General features: G+C 60.5%; 13 protein-coding genes and 1 pseudogene. 4 read left to right on the top strand and 10 right to left on the bottom strand.

Features of this window, described 5'->3' with window-relative positions:
- Positions 1–70: 70 nt before the first annotated feature.
- From FZ934_RS28760 to FZ934_RS28610, 3 genes and pseudogenes are all read left to right on the top strand, one after another.
- Complete coding sequence (locus tag FZ934_RS28760; protein WP_432443650.1) at positions 71–868, top strand: MHYT domain-containing protein; 798 nt, start codon at positions 71–73, stop codon at positions 866–868.
- Positions 817–1715, top strand: a pseudogene (locus FZ934_RS28615) (diguanylate cyclase domain-containing protein); the annotation flags it as partial. The gene FZ934_RS28760 and the pseudogene FZ934_RS28615, both read left to right, overlap by 52 nt.
- A 15-nt stretch (positions 1716–1730) precedes the next feature.
- Complete coding sequence (locus FZ934_RS28610; protein WP_348649126.1) at positions 1731–2579, top strand: putative bifunctional diguanylate cyclase/phosphodiesterase; 849 nt, start codon at positions 1731–1733, stop codon at positions 2577–2579.
- A 184-nt stretch (positions 2580–2763) separates the two neighbouring features.
- On the opposite strand, the gene FZ934_RS27675 is transcribed toward FZ934_RS28610, so the two are convergent.
- From FZ934_RS27675 to FZ934_RS27645, 8 genes are all read right to left on the bottom strand, one after another.
- Positions 2764–3132 carry a response regulator transcription factor gene (locus tag FZ934_RS27675; RefSeq protein WP_153273942.1) on the bottom strand — a complete coding sequence of 123 codons (369 nt, stop codon included), beginning with the start codon at positions 3130–3132 and terminating at the stop codon, positions 2764–2766.
- 66 nt (positions 3133–3198) lie between these two features.
- A complete protein-coding gene (locus FZ934_RS27670) occupies positions 3199–3855 on the bottom strand; it encodes a response regulator transcription factor (protein WP_153272513.1) in 657 nt (218 codons plus the stop codon).
- Positions 3848–4804 (bottom strand): sensor histidine kinase, encoded by a 957-nt coding sequence (locus FZ934_RS28605; protein ID WP_348649107.1) that lies wholly within the window; start codon positions 4802–4804, stop codon positions 3848–3850. Before FZ934_RS28605 ends, FZ934_RS27670 begins: the two co-directional genes overlap by 8 nt.
- Complete coding sequence (locus FZ934_RS28600) at positions 4801–5430, bottom strand: hypothetical protein (protein WP_348649106.1); 630 nt, start codon at positions 5428–5430, stop codon at positions 4801–4803. Before FZ934_RS28600 ends, FZ934_RS28605 begins: the two co-directional genes overlap by 4 nt.
- 129 nt (positions 5431–5559) lie before the next feature.
- Positions 5560–6420, bottom strand: a complete 861-nt coding sequence (locus FZ934_RS27660) for an urea carboxylase-associated family protein (RefSeq protein WP_153272511.1) — start codon at positions 6418–6420, stop codon at positions 5560–5562.
- A gap of 37 nt (positions 6421–6457) precedes the next feature.
- Positions 6458–8167 carry an acetyl/propionyl/methylcrotonyl-CoA carboxylase subunit alpha gene (locus FZ934_RS27655; RefSeq protein WP_153272510.1) on the bottom strand — a complete coding sequence of 570 codons (1710 nt, stop codon included), beginning with the start codon at positions 8165–8167 and terminating at the stop codon, positions 6458–6460.
- 24 nt (positions 8168–8191) lie between these two features.
- A complete protein-coding gene (locus FZ934_RS27650; RefSeq protein WP_153272509.1) occupies positions 8192–9799 on the bottom strand; it encodes a carboxyltransferase domain-containing protein in 1608 nt (535 codons plus the stop codon).
- Positions 9792–10565, bottom strand: a complete 774-nt coding sequence (locus tag FZ934_RS27645; RefSeq protein WP_153272508.1) for a LamB/YcsF family protein — start codon at positions 10563–10565, stop codon at positions 9792–9794. The genes FZ934_RS27650 and FZ934_RS27645 overlap by 8 nt, the downstream gene beginning before the upstream one ends.
- Positions 10566–10659: 94 nt before the next feature.
- On the opposite strand from FZ934_RS27645, the gene FZ934_RS27640 reads away from it, so the two are divergent.
- The gene (locus FZ934_RS27640; protein ID WP_153272507.1) at positions 10660–11334 is read left to right on the top strand and encodes a GntR family transcriptional regulator; all 675 of its coding nucleotides are present in this window, start codon (positions 10660–10662) and stop codon (positions 11332–11334) included.
- 93 nt (positions 11335–11427) lie between these two features.
- On the opposite strand, the gene FZ934_RS27635 is transcribed toward FZ934_RS27640, so the two are convergent.
- Both FZ934_RS27635 and FZ934_RS27630 read right to left on the bottom strand, forming a co-directional pair.
- Positions 11428–12171 carry a GntR family transcriptional regulator gene (locus FZ934_RS27635; protein ID WP_153273944.1) on the bottom strand — a complete coding sequence of 248 codons (744 nt, stop codon included), beginning with the start codon at positions 12169–12171 and terminating at the stop codon, positions 11428–11430.
- 280 nt (positions 12172–12451) lie between these two features.
- Complete coding sequence (locus tag FZ934_RS27630; RefSeq protein ID WP_153272506.1) at positions 12452–14200, bottom strand: glycerol-3-phosphate dehydrogenase/oxidase; 1749 nt, start codon at positions 14198–14200, stop codon at positions 12452–12454.
- Between the last annotated feature and the right edge of the window lie 15 nt (positions 14201–14215).

Genomic DNA, 14215 nt, shown 5'->3' with positions numbered 1-14215 from the left:
GCTGGCGTATGACGCCGGTACGGTCTTCACATATGAGCTGGCCGGACCACTCTCTTCGCTCGCGCTTGCGATGGCAGCAACCACGGCGGCAACGGCGTGCGCGACCTTCCTTGGCCAGCGCGCCTATGTCGCCGCAGGTCTGCTTTTCGGTCTCGGCATTTCGAGCATGCATTTCACCGGGATGGCTGCGATCGAGTTTCCGGGCGATATCGCATTCGACCGAACCTTGGTGATCTGCGCCATCGTCATTGCGGTCGCCCTTGCGATCCCGGCTTTCCATCTTGCCTGCGGGCGGGCGGAGACAGATGGGGCTCATCATCCCAAGCGTCGTGCTGACGCTCGGCATTGTCCTCATGCACTTTACTGCAATGGGCGCGGTGACAGTCGTGCCCGGCCCTGCAGAGGCCTTCCCGGCGTCCGCCCTGTCGCCGACCATCATGATCGTCACGATTGCCACCGTCTCCCTCTCGCTGCTCGCAGCCGGCCTTACGGCAGCGCTCTTTGCGATCCGATCGAAAAGGCCGTGGCTGCCGGAGAGAAGAGTTTCCGGCTGCTCGTCCAGGGCGTCACCGACTACGCGATCTACATGCTCGACCGTGACGGTCGCGTTGCCAACTGGAACGCAGGCGCTCAGCGTGCCAAGGGCTACGTAGCTTCCGAAATCGTCGGAAAGCACTTCTCAGAGTTCTATCCACATGAGGACCGCGTGGCCGGTCTGCCCGAGCGTGGCCTCGAAACGGCGCTACGGGACGGTAAGTTTGAGTCGGAGGGTGGCGTCTTCGAAAGGACGGAAGCCGCTTCTGGGCGCATGTCGTCATCGACGCGATCTACGACGAGCGGAAGGGCCATATCGGCTTTGCGAAGATAACGCGCGACCGCACCGAGCAGATGGAAGCTGCCGCACGTCTCAAGGCGGCATCGGACAACCTGTCGCTCGCGCTCGCCAACATGGCGAATGGCATATGCCTCTATGATACCGAAGAACGGCTTGTCCTCCACAACAAGCGCCTCCTCGAGATCTTCGACATCCCGAAGGCACGCCACTGGTCGGAAAGTCCTTCCGCGAACTTTGCGAATACCGCGCATGCCATGGCCTCGAAACCATCGCGGAAGTCGAAAGCTTCTACGCGCAAAACCGCTCGCTGTTTACCAATAGAGACGGCGGCGAACTCACCAGACAACTGAAGAACGGCACCACCGTTCGCACGATTCATCGACCGATCGGCGACGGATCCTGGGTTTCGACAATCGAAGACATCACCGAGCGGGTCCAATCGGAATCGAAGATCAACCATCTGGCGAGCCACGATTCCCTGACGGGCCTCCCAAACCGGGCTCATTTCGAAGAGCGCCTGGATGCCGTGCTTGCTCGCGCGGAAACCACACAGACCCGCGTGGCGGCGATCTGCATCGATCTCGATCGCTTCAAGGACGTCAACGACAGTTTTGGCCACGCCGTCGGCGACGAGTTGCTGAAGGTGCTTTCCACTCGCATGTCCGCCGCGACCAACGACGGCGAATTCGTTGCACGTTTCGGCGGCGATGAGTTTGTAGGCTTCAAATCGTTCAACGAAGATGCCGAGCTCGGCGACTTCGCCGACCGCCTGATGGGTGCGCTTACCACAAAGGCGGAGATCGGTTCATTCGATATCTTGCCGGGCGCAAGCCTTGGCATCGCCGTCTACCCCGCCGATGCGACCGACAGGGAAAAGTTGCTCAGCAACGCCGACATGGCAATGTACCGCTCGAAGGAAAGTCCGGACGAGAGGATCAGCTTCTACGAGGCTGGAATGGATGAAGCGGCTCGCGAGCGGCGATCCCTTGCGCGCGATGTCTGGACCGCACTGAGCGAAAAACAGTTCTTCCTGGCCTACCAGGTCCAGAAGGACGCGCGCTCGGGCGCGATCACGGGTTACGAAGTTCTGCTGCGTTGGCAACATCCTGAACGCGGGCTTGTCCCTCCGTCCACTTTCATTCCGGTCGCCGAAGAATGTGGCGCGATTTCCGCGATCGGAGACTGGGTATTGGAGCACGCATGCGCGGAAGCCGCCCTCTGGACAAACAAGGACAAGATAGCCGTCAACCTGTCTCCGCTTCAGCTCGGTAATACCGCGCTGGTCGACAAGGTGCGCACAGTTCTCTTGAAGACCGGCTTGCCGGCGTCACGGCTTGAACTGGAAGTGACGGAGAGCGCCATCATCGGCGACAAGGCGCGCGCTCTGCACATCCTGCGGCAGATCAAGGCACTCGGCGTTACGGTTGCGATCGATGATTTCGGAACGGGTTATTCGTCACTTGAGACGCTTCGCTCCTTCCCGTTCGACAAGATCAAGCTCGACCGTAGTTTCACAACCGATCTGGAGAACAGCAGGCAGTCGAAAGCCTTCGTGCGGGCGATCGTAGCGCTTGGCAAGAGCCTTGAGGTATCGGTCCTGGCGGAAGGCGTCGAGACGGAAGAGCAAATGCGGGTGCTGACAGCCGAGGGCTGCGATGAACTCCAAGGCTTCCTGTTCGGTCGCCCGGCGCCCTACGGCGAAGTTGAGATCGGTGAAGAGCCGCTACGAAAGAAGACGGCATAGATTCAGCTGATGTAAACTCGGCCGCCGTTCCCCTGACGGCGGTTCGATGCATCGCTAAGCCTGCCTGCCGCAATGTCAGGCGCGCGGCTGCGTGAAACCGGCATTTCGAAACAGGCGTATTGCCGGATAGCAAAAGAGCCACCTTTGAACGCCTCTCACGTCGAGACAGTGCATGTCGCGACGCTTAACGATCGAGTGCAGATTCCAGGCAGCCGATCAGCTTCTCGATATCGACAGGCTTCCCCAGGAAGGCAACTGCGCCGCCGTTCATGGCGTTGTTGCGCGTGCGATCGTCCCGGTATGATGTGACAAAGATCATTGGCGGGCGATCGGAGCGCTTGTTCAGCTCGGCCTGCAGCTCGATACCGCTGAGGCCGGGCATTTTGACATCGACCAGCATGCAATCAATCGCCGATCGCGGCTCGAATGCCAGAAATTCTTCCGCCGACGCAAACAGGCGGCATTCGTAGCCACACGATTTGACAAGGTCGTCCATGGCTTCACGGATCGCCTGGTCGTCGTCGACGACGGCTATGGTGGGAACGGGGGCAATGCGATGACCTTTTCTGCTTGTTTTCTAACGTTCTTATGCGCCTGCGCCCAGATCAAAGATACCATACTAAGAGACAGGTAGCCGCACCCCGTCGCCGAGCATCTCGGCTTTCCTGACGAGTTCCGCGACCGAGCGAACTTCCATCTTGCGCATGACGTTGCCGCGATGAAGCTTCACGGTAACTTCGCTGATGCCAAGTTCGAAGGCGATCTGCTTGTTCATCAGCCCCTTGACCACCGCGCCCATCACTTCGCGCTCGCGCGGCGTTAGGCTGTCTGCAAGGGAGGCTACGGCTTCGCTTTGAGCCGTCTGCTGCCGGCGCGCGCTGTCGCGCTCCATCGCCGCGGACACGGCATCGAGAATGTCTTGGTCTTTGAAAGGCTTGGTGAGGAAATCGACCGCGCCCGCCTTCATTGCCCTGACACTCATCGGGATGTCGCCAAAGCCCGTCATGAAGATGATCGGCATCCTGCTGCCAATCCGCTCCAGCTGGACCTGGAAATCGAGACCGCTGACACCCGGCAGCCGAACGTCGAGGAGGATGCAGCCCGGGCGATTGAAGTTTGCCGTCTCCATGAAGGCTGTCGCGCTTTCGAATGCTTCGGCGTCGAACCGCATGGAACGGAAAAGATCCGTGAGAGCCTCGCGCATGGACAGATCGTCATCGACGATGAAAACGACAGGCGCAGGCGGCTCCTTAGTCTGTTTGCGTATGTCAGGCATATTCCACCTCCGGCTTGATCAGCAGGCGCATTTCGAAGACCGCGCCACCCTCGGGATGATTGTTTCCATCCAGCGTTCCGCCACGCGCTTCCAAAGTCGTGCGGCAAATGGACAGACCCATGCCCATTCCTGTTTCCTTAGTCGTGAAGAACGGCGCGAACAGCTTTTCCTTGGCATCATCGGTGATGCCTGGCCCGGTGTCACGCACCGCCACGCAGACATGCTCGACATCGGGACGCTCCGCGGCGATGGTGATCGTGCGTTCCGGACTTGCCGCTTCGTCCATCGCCTGAATGGCGTTGGTGATCAGGTTGATAAGCACCTGTTGCAGCTCGATTTTCACGGCAGAGACGGAGGGCAGACGAGAGGATGTCTCCATCAACAGCGTTGTACCACTCCGCTGGAGCTCGTGTTCCATCAACGCCATGGTCTCATCGATGAGCCCTTCGACGCTGACATCCTCAAGCTTGTTGTTGGACGGCGAAAGCAGGTTTCGCGTGTTCTGGATGATCTCGCTCGCACGCTGGCTGTCGCGGATCATGCGTTCAGCCGAACGCCGGACAGCCGCCAGGTCCGGAGGGTCGCGGTCGAGCCACCTCAGCAGCGTTTGCGAATTGACGACGATCGCACCGAGCGGCTGGTTGAGTTCGTGTGCGAGCGATGCGGACATGGCACCGACGGTTGCCGCCTTCGAGGCCTTGGTCAACTCGGCCTGCGCTTCGGCCAGTGCCTTCAGTTCCATTTCACGTTGGGTCACATCGACCATGCTCACGACGACGCGGTTGAAGGCTGCGGGATCTTCGGGAAAGCTGATGCTGAGAAGAACAAGCTTCTCTTCGCCATTGTCGGCCCGAATCTCTACCTTGTCTTCAAAGACCGGGGCTCCGTCCATGATCGCCTGCAAGACTTCCAGGAAACGCTCCTGCCCGGGTATGATCGAGCGGCTCAAAGCCCCGACACCCACGGATCGCGCCCCAGCATCTCGCGAGCCGCTTCGTTGGCAGCGACGACGCGGATCAGTCCCACGCAGTAGTCAACCATGGCGGGATTGGTTCGCCCGTAGGCCTTGAGGTCCGTGATACCCTGCGCCCGGACATCCATCAGATAGCTTCGCAGCTTCGAGTAATCGCGCTCCCAAAGGGCAACGCGCGTGCGGTCGAAGATCGATCGATATCTCGCCTCGCTCTCCTTGAGGGCCGAGTTTGCCGACAGGAGCGTCAGCCGCGCTGCCTCCGTCTTCAACAGGAGCACGGTCGTGACACCCAGAGCAGCTAGGGCGACGACGAGGCGGACCGTGGACTGAAGGTCCGCGTCGTCACCATGCGTCATGCCGTATGATATCAGGGTCAATGCCGCGCACACGGAAGCGAGCCCAATCAAGCCAATGCGGGTTGTGGCCTGCGCGGCAAGCAGCATCGTAACGACGTATAGAACGGCAATAGCGCCTTCGATGTCAGTATAGGTATCGACGTAGAAAACCGCCATCGCGAGCACAATCGCCACCAGGCCGAATGCGCGATGGTGGGCTCCACCGTCGATATCGCGTGAGCGAAATATGGTTGCCGTTATAGACATTGTTCCCCCAGTCTATTTTGGCGAGACCTTATCCGCTCGATGGAGCAATCGCACCTATACCTAAGTGTGATTCATTCTCTTTCCTTGGCTAGCCTCAAACCATACGGAAATCGCGTGGCAGCATGGGCGTTAGGCGCCATGGGTCCGGTCATAGCCGTTAATCGCGGGCGGAGCCCAGCCTTCGGGCACGCGGCGGGGGCGGAGCACTTCGACCTCAAGTGGGTAGCATTGCGCCACATCGGACGAATGCTGCGCGGAGCAGTCGCCGCCCGGGCACGCGGACATGCAACCCAGCAGGTCTATCTCGGCAAAGAACTCCAGGTAGTCTCCCGGCCGAACAGGGCTTGCCTTCATGAAGTATTGCCCGGTATCGCGCGTGAAACCGGTGCACATGAAGACGTTCAGGACGTCGTGAACATGCTGTTCCGCCTGCGTCAGCGGCATGTCCAGGTGTCGCGCAACTGCGCGCGTGAGATTTGAGTGGCAGCAATGATGATACTGACCACCATGGCTGAGCAAATTATGGGTATAGGGGTCGCAGCGCGTACCGATTACATCATGGACGGAACCGCCGAACTCGTCGAAGCCGTACCAATCGAGCGTATCGTGGGTAATGGTCGCGATCGGTCGCATATAGGGGAAATTGGAGAAAAGCTGGTCGCCTAGCCCGACATGCGTGCCGTTCAGGGCCCGCGTTTTGCCGGTGTAGAGGCGCTCGCTGATATCGTTCGCGTTGAACAGGTTGAGATCGCCGACCTGCGGCCCTTCCTCGCATCGAAGCCGGCAGAAATGGCCGGCCGGAACGATCCAGGTTGCGGCATCGCGAGCAGGAACCGTAACACGGTCGACGAGCTCGAGATCGTCGCGAACGGCCTGATAGGCGCGCAGGTCAGGACGCGGCAGCGTCTCGACCGGGTAGCAGATAACCGGTGCGATAGACTTGCGGGCATCCGCGTCAATCGGGGTCGGCGTTATGGCTTGCGGCTTCAAATCTGTTTCTCCACTCGTACTAGGGTTCGATGAGCGCTTATTGGATCATCGCCAAATCGGCGTCCGGTTCGACGAAGGCTCCGACCTCCGCCAGCAGGCTGATCCGCCCCGAGCGCTCCGCGATGATCCGTGTCTCCATCTTCATGGCTTCGATGACCGCCACTGGGTCGCCCTTGGCGACTTCAGCACCATCGTCCACCAGCCACTGACGGAGGACGCCGGCAATCGGCGCTCTCAACGCGTTGCTTTCGGCCGCTGACAGACCCGTTACCTTCATGGACGAAGCCGGTGCCAGCGTTAGGAAGCTTGCCGGAATGGCGACAGTATGCCGTTTGCCATCGATCTCGATAAAGCCGCGAACATACTCGGCATCGGCAGGCTCGGTCCGCGGAGCCGGGGGAATGCCTGCAAACTCCTGCTCGATCCAGGTGGTGTAGACACCCAGCCGGTCCTCCGATGCGAAAGCCGGCTCATCGACGACTGCGCGGTGGAAGGACAGCACCGAGGCGACGCCCTCGATGTTGAACTCCGCAAGCGCGCGGCGCGCGCGCACTAAGGCCTGCTGGCGGGTGGCACCCGTCACGATCAGCTTCGCCATCATCGAGTCGTAGAGGCCAGGTACAACGGATCCGGACTCCACACCGCTATCAATTCGCACTCCCGGACCCGAAGGCGGACGAAAGCTCAAAATCTTGCCGGGCGACGGCAGGAAGCCGCGTCCGGGATCTTCAGCGTTGATGCGAAACTCGAACGCGTGGCCTCGCGCGACCGGTGTGTCGCTGACAGACAGCGGAAGACCGTCGGCAACACGAAGCTGCTCGATGACGATGTCGACGCCGGTTGTCTCCTCCGTCACTGGATGTTCCACTTGGAGGCGGGTGTTGACCTCAAGGAACGAGATGAGGCCATCGTCCGACATCAGAAACTCGACGGTGCCGGCGCCCGTGTAGCCGGCTTCCTGGCATATTGCTCGCGCCGCGGTGTGAATGGCGTCCGATTGGTCCTCAGTCAGGAAGGGAGCGGGTGCTTCTTCCACAAGCTTCTGGTTTCGGCGCTGAAGCGTGCAATCGCGCGTGCCAAGCACAACGATGTTGCCGTGGGTGTCAGCCATGACCTGCGCCTCGATATGGCGCGGCCTGCTCAAGAACTGCTCGGCGTAACAATCGCCGCGCCCGAAAGCTTCGGTTGCCTCGCGCACCGCCGAAGAGAAGAGCTCACCGACTTCGTCGAGCTGATAAGCGACCTTCATGCCGCGTCCACCGCCACCGAAGGCGGCCTTGATCGCAATCGGAAGGCCGGCCGTGCGAGCGAAGGCAACGGCCTCGGCAGCCGATCCGAGCGGGCCGTCGGACCCCTTGACCAAAGGCGCTCCAACTTTTTGCGCAATCCGCCTCGCCTCGACCTTGTCGCCAAGCATCCGGATCACCTCCGGGCGCGGGCCTACCCATGTCAACCCCGCCTTGATGACGGCTTCTGCGAATTCCGCCCGCTCCGACAGGAACCCATAGCCCGGGTGAACAGCGTCAGCTCCCGCGCGTCGTGCAATGTCGATGATCTTCTCAATGTCGAGATAGGTCTCACTTGGCCGACCAGGGCCAAGGCCAAAAGCCTCGTCCGCCATTGCGGCATGAAGCGACGATGCGTCCGGATCGGCGTAGATAGCAACGCTCGACACGCCATAGTCACGTGCGGCGCGAATGATGCGTATGGCGATCTCGCCACGGTTTGCGATCAGGAGTTTCTTCATCGGACCGGCCTTCCTTCTCTGAAATTATACGGCACCGCGTGCGTTGAGTTCGATCGCTTCCCCGTCAAATGGCGTGATCGGCCGGAAGCGGATGCGTGCGCCAATCGGAATCTGGCCAGCGAGATCGAGGTGGTGTTCGGCCACCGACGCAATCACCGGATAGCCGCCTGTGACAGGATGATCCGCCAGGAAGAGAACCGGCTGCCCGTCCGCCGGCACCTGGATCGCGCCCTGCAATGTCCCCTCGGAGGGTAGTTCGGCCGAAATAGAGCGTTCGATCGCCTCCTGCCCCGACAGCCTTATTCCGACCCGACTGGATTGCGGGGTAACGCGCCATTCCTGACTGCAGAAGGTCTCCGCACCTTTCGACGTAAACCAATCAAAGCGGGGACCGAGGACGACGTCCAGAGTGACGATCTCCTTCGAGGTCGGCAGGTGCCGCAACGCCCGTCCCCACGGGTCGACCGCAGACGAGGCCGAGCCCGCCGTACCCAGAACGGACCCAGCCTCGATCTGCGCGGGTCCTATCTTTGCAAGAATATCCGTCGCCGCTGACCCAAGCACCGGAGCCACGGCATAGCAGCCCCGCAATGCCAGATAGCTCACCATGCCATCGGTTGGCATTCCCAATGTCAATTCATCGCCTGCATCGAGAGCGAACGGCAGGGCGAACGGCGCCGGGATCTCGCGGCCGTCTGCGGTGCGGATGTTCAGCGGGCAACGCGCACCGGTGACTGCCACAGTGACCGGCATGTCTGCCCTGACGCCCAACCCGCCGAAGGCGATCTCGATTGCTGCGGCATCGCGGGCGTTGCCGACGCAGCGATTGGCTGACAGCAGTGCGTCACGATCAAGCGCACCTGACCGTGCAACTCCCTGGCTCGCCACGTTCGGTCGCCCGAGATCCTGATACGAAGCCGGCCGGTCCGAGCGAAGCACGGTCATAACAGGCGCGGAGATTGCCGGCACGGGCGGCGCTACCTTTGCGGCCCTCGTTGTGTGGGTGCCAGCCTCAGCGCGCCGAAATCGCACCGTATCGCCTGGCGAAAGCAGCGCAGCCGGGTTGCGCGTCGTGTCCCACATTGCGAGCGGCGTACGGCCCAGCAACTGCCAGCCGCCGGGGCTGTCCGACGGATAAATTCCGCCGAATTTTCCGGCTATGGCGACCGATCCCGCCGGTATCTTCACGCGCGGGCTCTTGCGGCGAGGCACCTCTATTTCCGGGTCATCGCATGTCATGTAGGCGAAGCCCGGGGCGAAGCCGGTAAAGGCGACGGTGTAGGTTGCCTCGGTGTGACGGCGGACAAGCTCGTCGATCGACCAGCCAAGCAGATCCGCCACGTCCTGCAGGTCCTCGCCATCATAGACGACGGGAATATCGATGGATTTTCCGGCGCGAGCGCTGCCCCGCGACAGGTCGAGACCACGGATAAAGTCGGTCAGTTCCAAGCGGGAGGTGCTGAAGGGATCGAAACGCACCATGACCGTTCGAGCGCCCGGGATCAGCTCCAACACGCCCACAGGTTGACGTGCGAGCAGGGAATCCATCAGCGAAAGGGTGGCGTCCAGATCCTCGAGCTCAACGAGAAAGGCATCGCTACCGGCCGGCAGAATCCTTGCCCGATCAACCATGAAACGCGCCGACGAAGGATTGCAGCGTCACGCCTTCCGCGTCGAGCGCGCGACGCAGACCCTGTGCGATAGCAACCGCCGTCGGCGTATCGCCATGAATGCAGATGGATTGCGCATCCAACTCGATTTCGGCTCCATCGATCGTCGTGATCCGCTTATCGCGAACCATTCGCACCATTCGCTTGGAAATTTCCTCGGGATCGTGAATGACGGCCCCGGCCAGCCGGCGATCAACGAGGCTGCCGTCGGCATTGTAGGAACGGTCAGCAAATGCTTCGCAGACCACCGTTAGCCCCGCATCGCGCGCCCGTGCCACGATCGGCGCACCGGCTAGCGCCATCAGCGTCAGGGAGGGGTCGACCGCTTTGATCGCGGCAATGACATCGGCTGCTTGCCGCGGATCGTTGGCGATCGTGTTGTAGAGCGCTCCATGCGGCTTGACGTACCGGACGCTGGTGCCGGCCGCGGCAGCAAGCGCCTGCAAGGCGCCGACCTGATAGATCGTGTCCGCGACCAGTTCGGCGCTGGACGGATCCATATTGCGCCGACCGAAGCCGACCAGATCACGGTAGCCGACATGCGCGCCGATCACGACATTTCGGCTCGCCGCGATTTTCAGCACATTCAGGATGCCGGCCGGATCACCCGCGTGGAAGCCGCACGCAATGTTGGCGCTCGTGACAAGCTCGAGCATGGCAGCGTCGTTTCCCATGGGCCACGGGCCGAAGCTTTCGCCGAGATCACTGTTGAGATCGATGCTTGGCATATCAACGTCTCCTTGCCGGATGGCCATTGAATTGTTCAATAACTCAATATAGATTGTTGAACAATATCTTTTTGCAAGGAGCCTCCCGATAGTCATGCTTGCCGAAATTGAAGAAGGCTCCCTCACCTCCAAGGCGGCGGCTCAGATCCGCAACATGCTGATCGAAGGACACTTCGGACCGGGAGAGAAGCTTTCGGAAATACAGGTCGCAAGCCAACTCGGTATTTCGCGAAACACGTTGCGGGAGGTGTTTCGGATCCTCGCCAGCCAGGGCCTGCTGATCCATGTTCCCAATCGCGGCGCCTTTGTCGCGGCACCCGACGAGGCCGCCGTCATCGATATCTATCGCACCCGTCGCGTCATCCAGCGAGGTGCCGTGCATGCCGCTGCGCTCGGCCACCCAGCGCTTGCTAGAATGCAGGCGCTTATTGCCGAAGCCGAGAACATGCGCGACGCCGGCAACTGGCAAGCCGTCGGCACACTCAACATGGATTTTCATCGCGCAATGGTCGAGTTCTGCGACAGCTCTCGGCTGAGTGCCTGTTTCGATCTTGTTATGGCCGAGCTTCGGCTTGTGTTCGGTCAATTGACCGATACCGGCCACCTGCACGAGCCCTATGTCGAGCTCAACGCGTCTCTGTGCAAGTTGCTTCTGGAGGGTCGAACCGCCGAAGCCTTGTCGTTGCTCGATCACTATCTCGTCCAATCCGAGCGATCCGTGCTCGCAGCCCTGCACCGGCGGCGAGCCGAGCCGAGGTCGTCCACATAAACGCGCGTCGGCGGCCGGCAGACGGCTCCCGTCAGGAGTGATCGTGAACAGGCAGCGCAATCATGGGTGTCGGCAATGCTTTTCAAGTCTCGATTAGAGGCTGAGATCGCTGCTCTGACGCGAGTCCGTGCTGATGTAGGAACGAATCTGACTGACGATCTGGTCCGCATGCGCGGCCGCCAGGGCATCGGCCTGCAACAAGTCGCGGTTGATGATTGCCCGGATCATATCCTCGTGTTCACTGACATACTGCCGGGGCAGGACGTCATTGAATGACGAGTAATAGAGGCGAAGAATGCGGCGCCCCTCGTCGAGCAGGCGGGTGAACAATTCCACGTAGTAGCGGTTCCGCCCGGCTTGGGCGATCGCAACGTGGAAGTCACGGTTGGTCGAAATCATCCCCAGCACATCGCGCCGATCAACCGCCGCTTCGAAGGCCTTCTGTAGCAAGCGGATCTTTTCGATGTCATCAGGCATATGGTTGGCAGCCGCCAGCCTTGTGGTCACCCGGTACATCAGGGTCAATGCATCAAAAAACTCTGGCAGCCGGAGAAAGTCGATATTGGATACGATCGTCGCGCGGTTGGTCAGGGTCATGATCAACCCCTCGGCCGCAAGGCGAACGAGCGCTTCGCGAATGGGTGTGCGCGACAGGGCAAACCGATCCGACAGCTGCTGTTCATCGATGGCGCTGCCCGGCGCCAGCTTGAGTTCGATGATCTCGTTTCGCAGCGTCTCATAGACGGTCGAAACGCCAAACCCCCGCTTATGCGTCAGTTGCTTGTCTCTCTTGTCCACGCCAGCAATCCCGTTCGTTTCAAGTCGTTTTGCCGTCATCGGCGACCTAAATTGGTAGCGGAATCCGCTTTTGACTTCAAATAATATATTTTTTGTCGACAGGAGATCGAATATCTGCGGTGCCGCGGTGGGTAGCAATTGGAGACGATCAACGCAGCGCAACATGTCCCGTCGCGACTGATGCGAATGTGGGATAAGGCATGACCGCTACGGTACTCGTAAATGCGAGTTTGGGCGACATCGAAGGCGAGGTGCTAGCTCCATCGACCACCTCAGGGTTGGGCGATCGCTATCGGCCAACCAGCCATTGAAGCGCCGCCTAACTGGCTGCCGGGTAAGCAGTGGATCCCCTTTTGGACGCGGCATCGTCGGTCAGCGCCTGGCCATGAAAATCGCGCAGCACCGTAACGACGTCGGCGATCTCGGTTGCAGTCCGATCCGCGTCCCAGCCAAGCGCCTGGTGTGCAACGTCGGCTATCGCGCGCAGGGCTTTCATTGTAAGGCGTCCCTCGATCGCAAGCGTGGTACGCCGCAAGACAATGTCGGAGAGATGCACGACCAGCTCCTGCCTCGCGATCCAGTCGATCTCCTTGCGACTGTAATCCGGCGCACCCTCCAAACGCTCCGCGTCGCTATAGCGAGATTCAAACTTCACGATCGCTGCAGCAGTGGTGCCATAGCGACCGAGAAGTTCGTCGACCCGCGCTGGATCGGTCGCTGTTGCCCTTGCTGTCTTGTCGACCCAACCCTGCCGCTGCTTGGAATCCACCGGAAACTCACGCCCGCCGCCGATCGCGAGATAGCGGGTGGATACCGCACGCGACCGGCCGAGACGCGAGAGAACCGTATCGGCGATCTCTTCGGCGAAGCCGCGGAACGTCGTCCACTTGCCGCCCACCAGCGAAATGATCGGGAATAGCCGGTCACCCGCAGGTTCATTGACTGGGGCCGAATGATCGCGGCTGATCAGCCCTGGCGCCGTCGAATCGGAGGCCGGAAGAGGCCGGATGCCACTATAGCTATAGACGATTTGATCGCGATCGAAGCGAAGGGTCGGCAGGAGCGAACGCAGACTATCAAGGAAGTACTGTAGCTCGGGCTCCTCGCATCGCACACCGTCGGGATCGTTCGATGGAATGTCGGTCGATCCCACCAGCGCGAGGCCGAGATAGCTGTAGACGAGGCAGATGCGCCCGTCGTCGGCCTCGAAATAGATCATGTGGCCATTGAGGCTGCGGACGAGCTCGGGATGATCGAGCAGGATATGCGATCCCTTCGTACCGCCGATCAAGCGGGATGGAGCGCCAAGCGCCTCGTTGACATTGTCGATCCATGGCCCTGCCGCGTTGACAACGATTTTCGGAGACACGGAAAATTCGGATCCATCCGCCTGCTTGAAAATCACTATCCGACCGTCGCTGGAGATCAGCGTCGAGAAATTGGTGGCGAAGCTTCGCTGGTTGGTCTGAAGTCCATCGCTGATAAGCTCGTAGACAAGACGCTCGGGACGGCTGATCTTGGCGTCGTAATAAATTCCTCCGGCAACGATCGCCGACGTCACGTGCGGCATCTCCCGGCGGGCACGACCCTTCAGGATGAACCGATGGCGCGGCATCGTGCAATCCCGAGAACCGAAGAAATCATAAAGCGCAAGACCAATCTTGATGAGCACGGCGCCGCGGCTTCTCGGCGCGGTCTTCGAGCCGAACAGCGTGCGCAACGCGGCCCATATGCCGCGCGTCCATGAAAATACCGGAATGAACGTCGGCAAAGCTTCGACGCAATGCGGCGCGTTCTTGAGCAAAAGATTCCGCTCGAGCGTCGACTGCGAGACAAGGCCGAACTCCCCTGTCTCCAGATATTTCAAGCCACCATGAATAAGACGAGAAGGTGCGGCGCTGGTGCCGGAGCCGAAGTCGGCCTTGTCGACGATAACGCAATTGATGCCCTGCGCCGACAAATCCCGAAACAGCCCGGCGCCGTTGATACCTGCCCCTATGATGAGGACGTCAGTCTCACCATCTTCGATTGTCGAAAGGCGTTGTTTCATGTCGGCAGTCATCGTCATGTCTTCCTATGTCCC

The sequence above is a fragment of the Rhizobium grahamii genome, assembly GCF_009498215.1.
GTDB classification, from domain to species: Bacteria; Pseudomonadota; Alphaproteobacteria; order Rhizobiales; family Rhizobiaceae; genus Rhizobium; species Rhizobium grahamii_A.
The sequence above is the reverse complement of the archived record's forward strand: the minus strand, read 5'-3'. Positions and strand labels throughout refer to the sequence as shown.

Coding starts and splice junctions, on each gene's coding strand:
- FZ934_RS28760 (WP_432443650.1), top strand. CDS start 71: ATGGCAGCAACCACGGCGGCAACGGCGTGCGCGACCTTCCTTGGCCAG.
- FZ934_RS28610 (WP_348649126.1), top strand. CDS start 1,731: ATGGCAATGTACCGCTCGAAGGAAAGTCCGGACGAGAGGATCAGCTTC.
- FZ934_RS27670 (WP_153272513.1), bottom strand. CDS start 3,855: ATGCCTGACATACGCAAACAGACTAAGGAGCCGCCTGCGCCTGTCGTT.
- FZ934_RS28600 (WP_348649106.1), bottom strand. CDS start 5,430: ATGTCTATAACGGCAACCATATTTCGCTCACGCGATATCGACGGTGGA.
- FZ934_RS27655 (WP_153272510.1), bottom strand. CDS start 8,167: ATGAAGAAACTCCTGATCGCAAACCGTGGCGAGATCGCCATACGCATC.
- FZ934_RS27650 (WP_153272509.1), bottom strand. CDS start 9,799: ATGGTTGATCGGGCAAGGATTCTGCCGGCCGGTAGCGATGCCTTTCTC.
- FZ934_RS27645 (WP_153272508.1), bottom strand. CDS start 10,565: ATGCCAAGCATCGATCTCAACAGTGATCTCGGCGAAAGCTTCGGCCCG.
- FZ934_RS27640 (WP_153272507.1), top strand. CDS start 10,660: ATGCTTGCCGAAATTGAAGAAGGCTCCCTCACCTCCAAGGCGGCGGCT.
- FZ934_RS27635 (WP_153273944.1), bottom strand. CDS start 12,171: ATGACGGCAAAACGACTTGAAACGAACGGGATTGCTGGCGTGGACAAG.
- FZ934_RS27630 (WP_153272506.1), bottom strand. CDS start 14,200: ATGACGATGACTGCCGACATGAAACAACGCCTTTCGACAATCGAAGAT.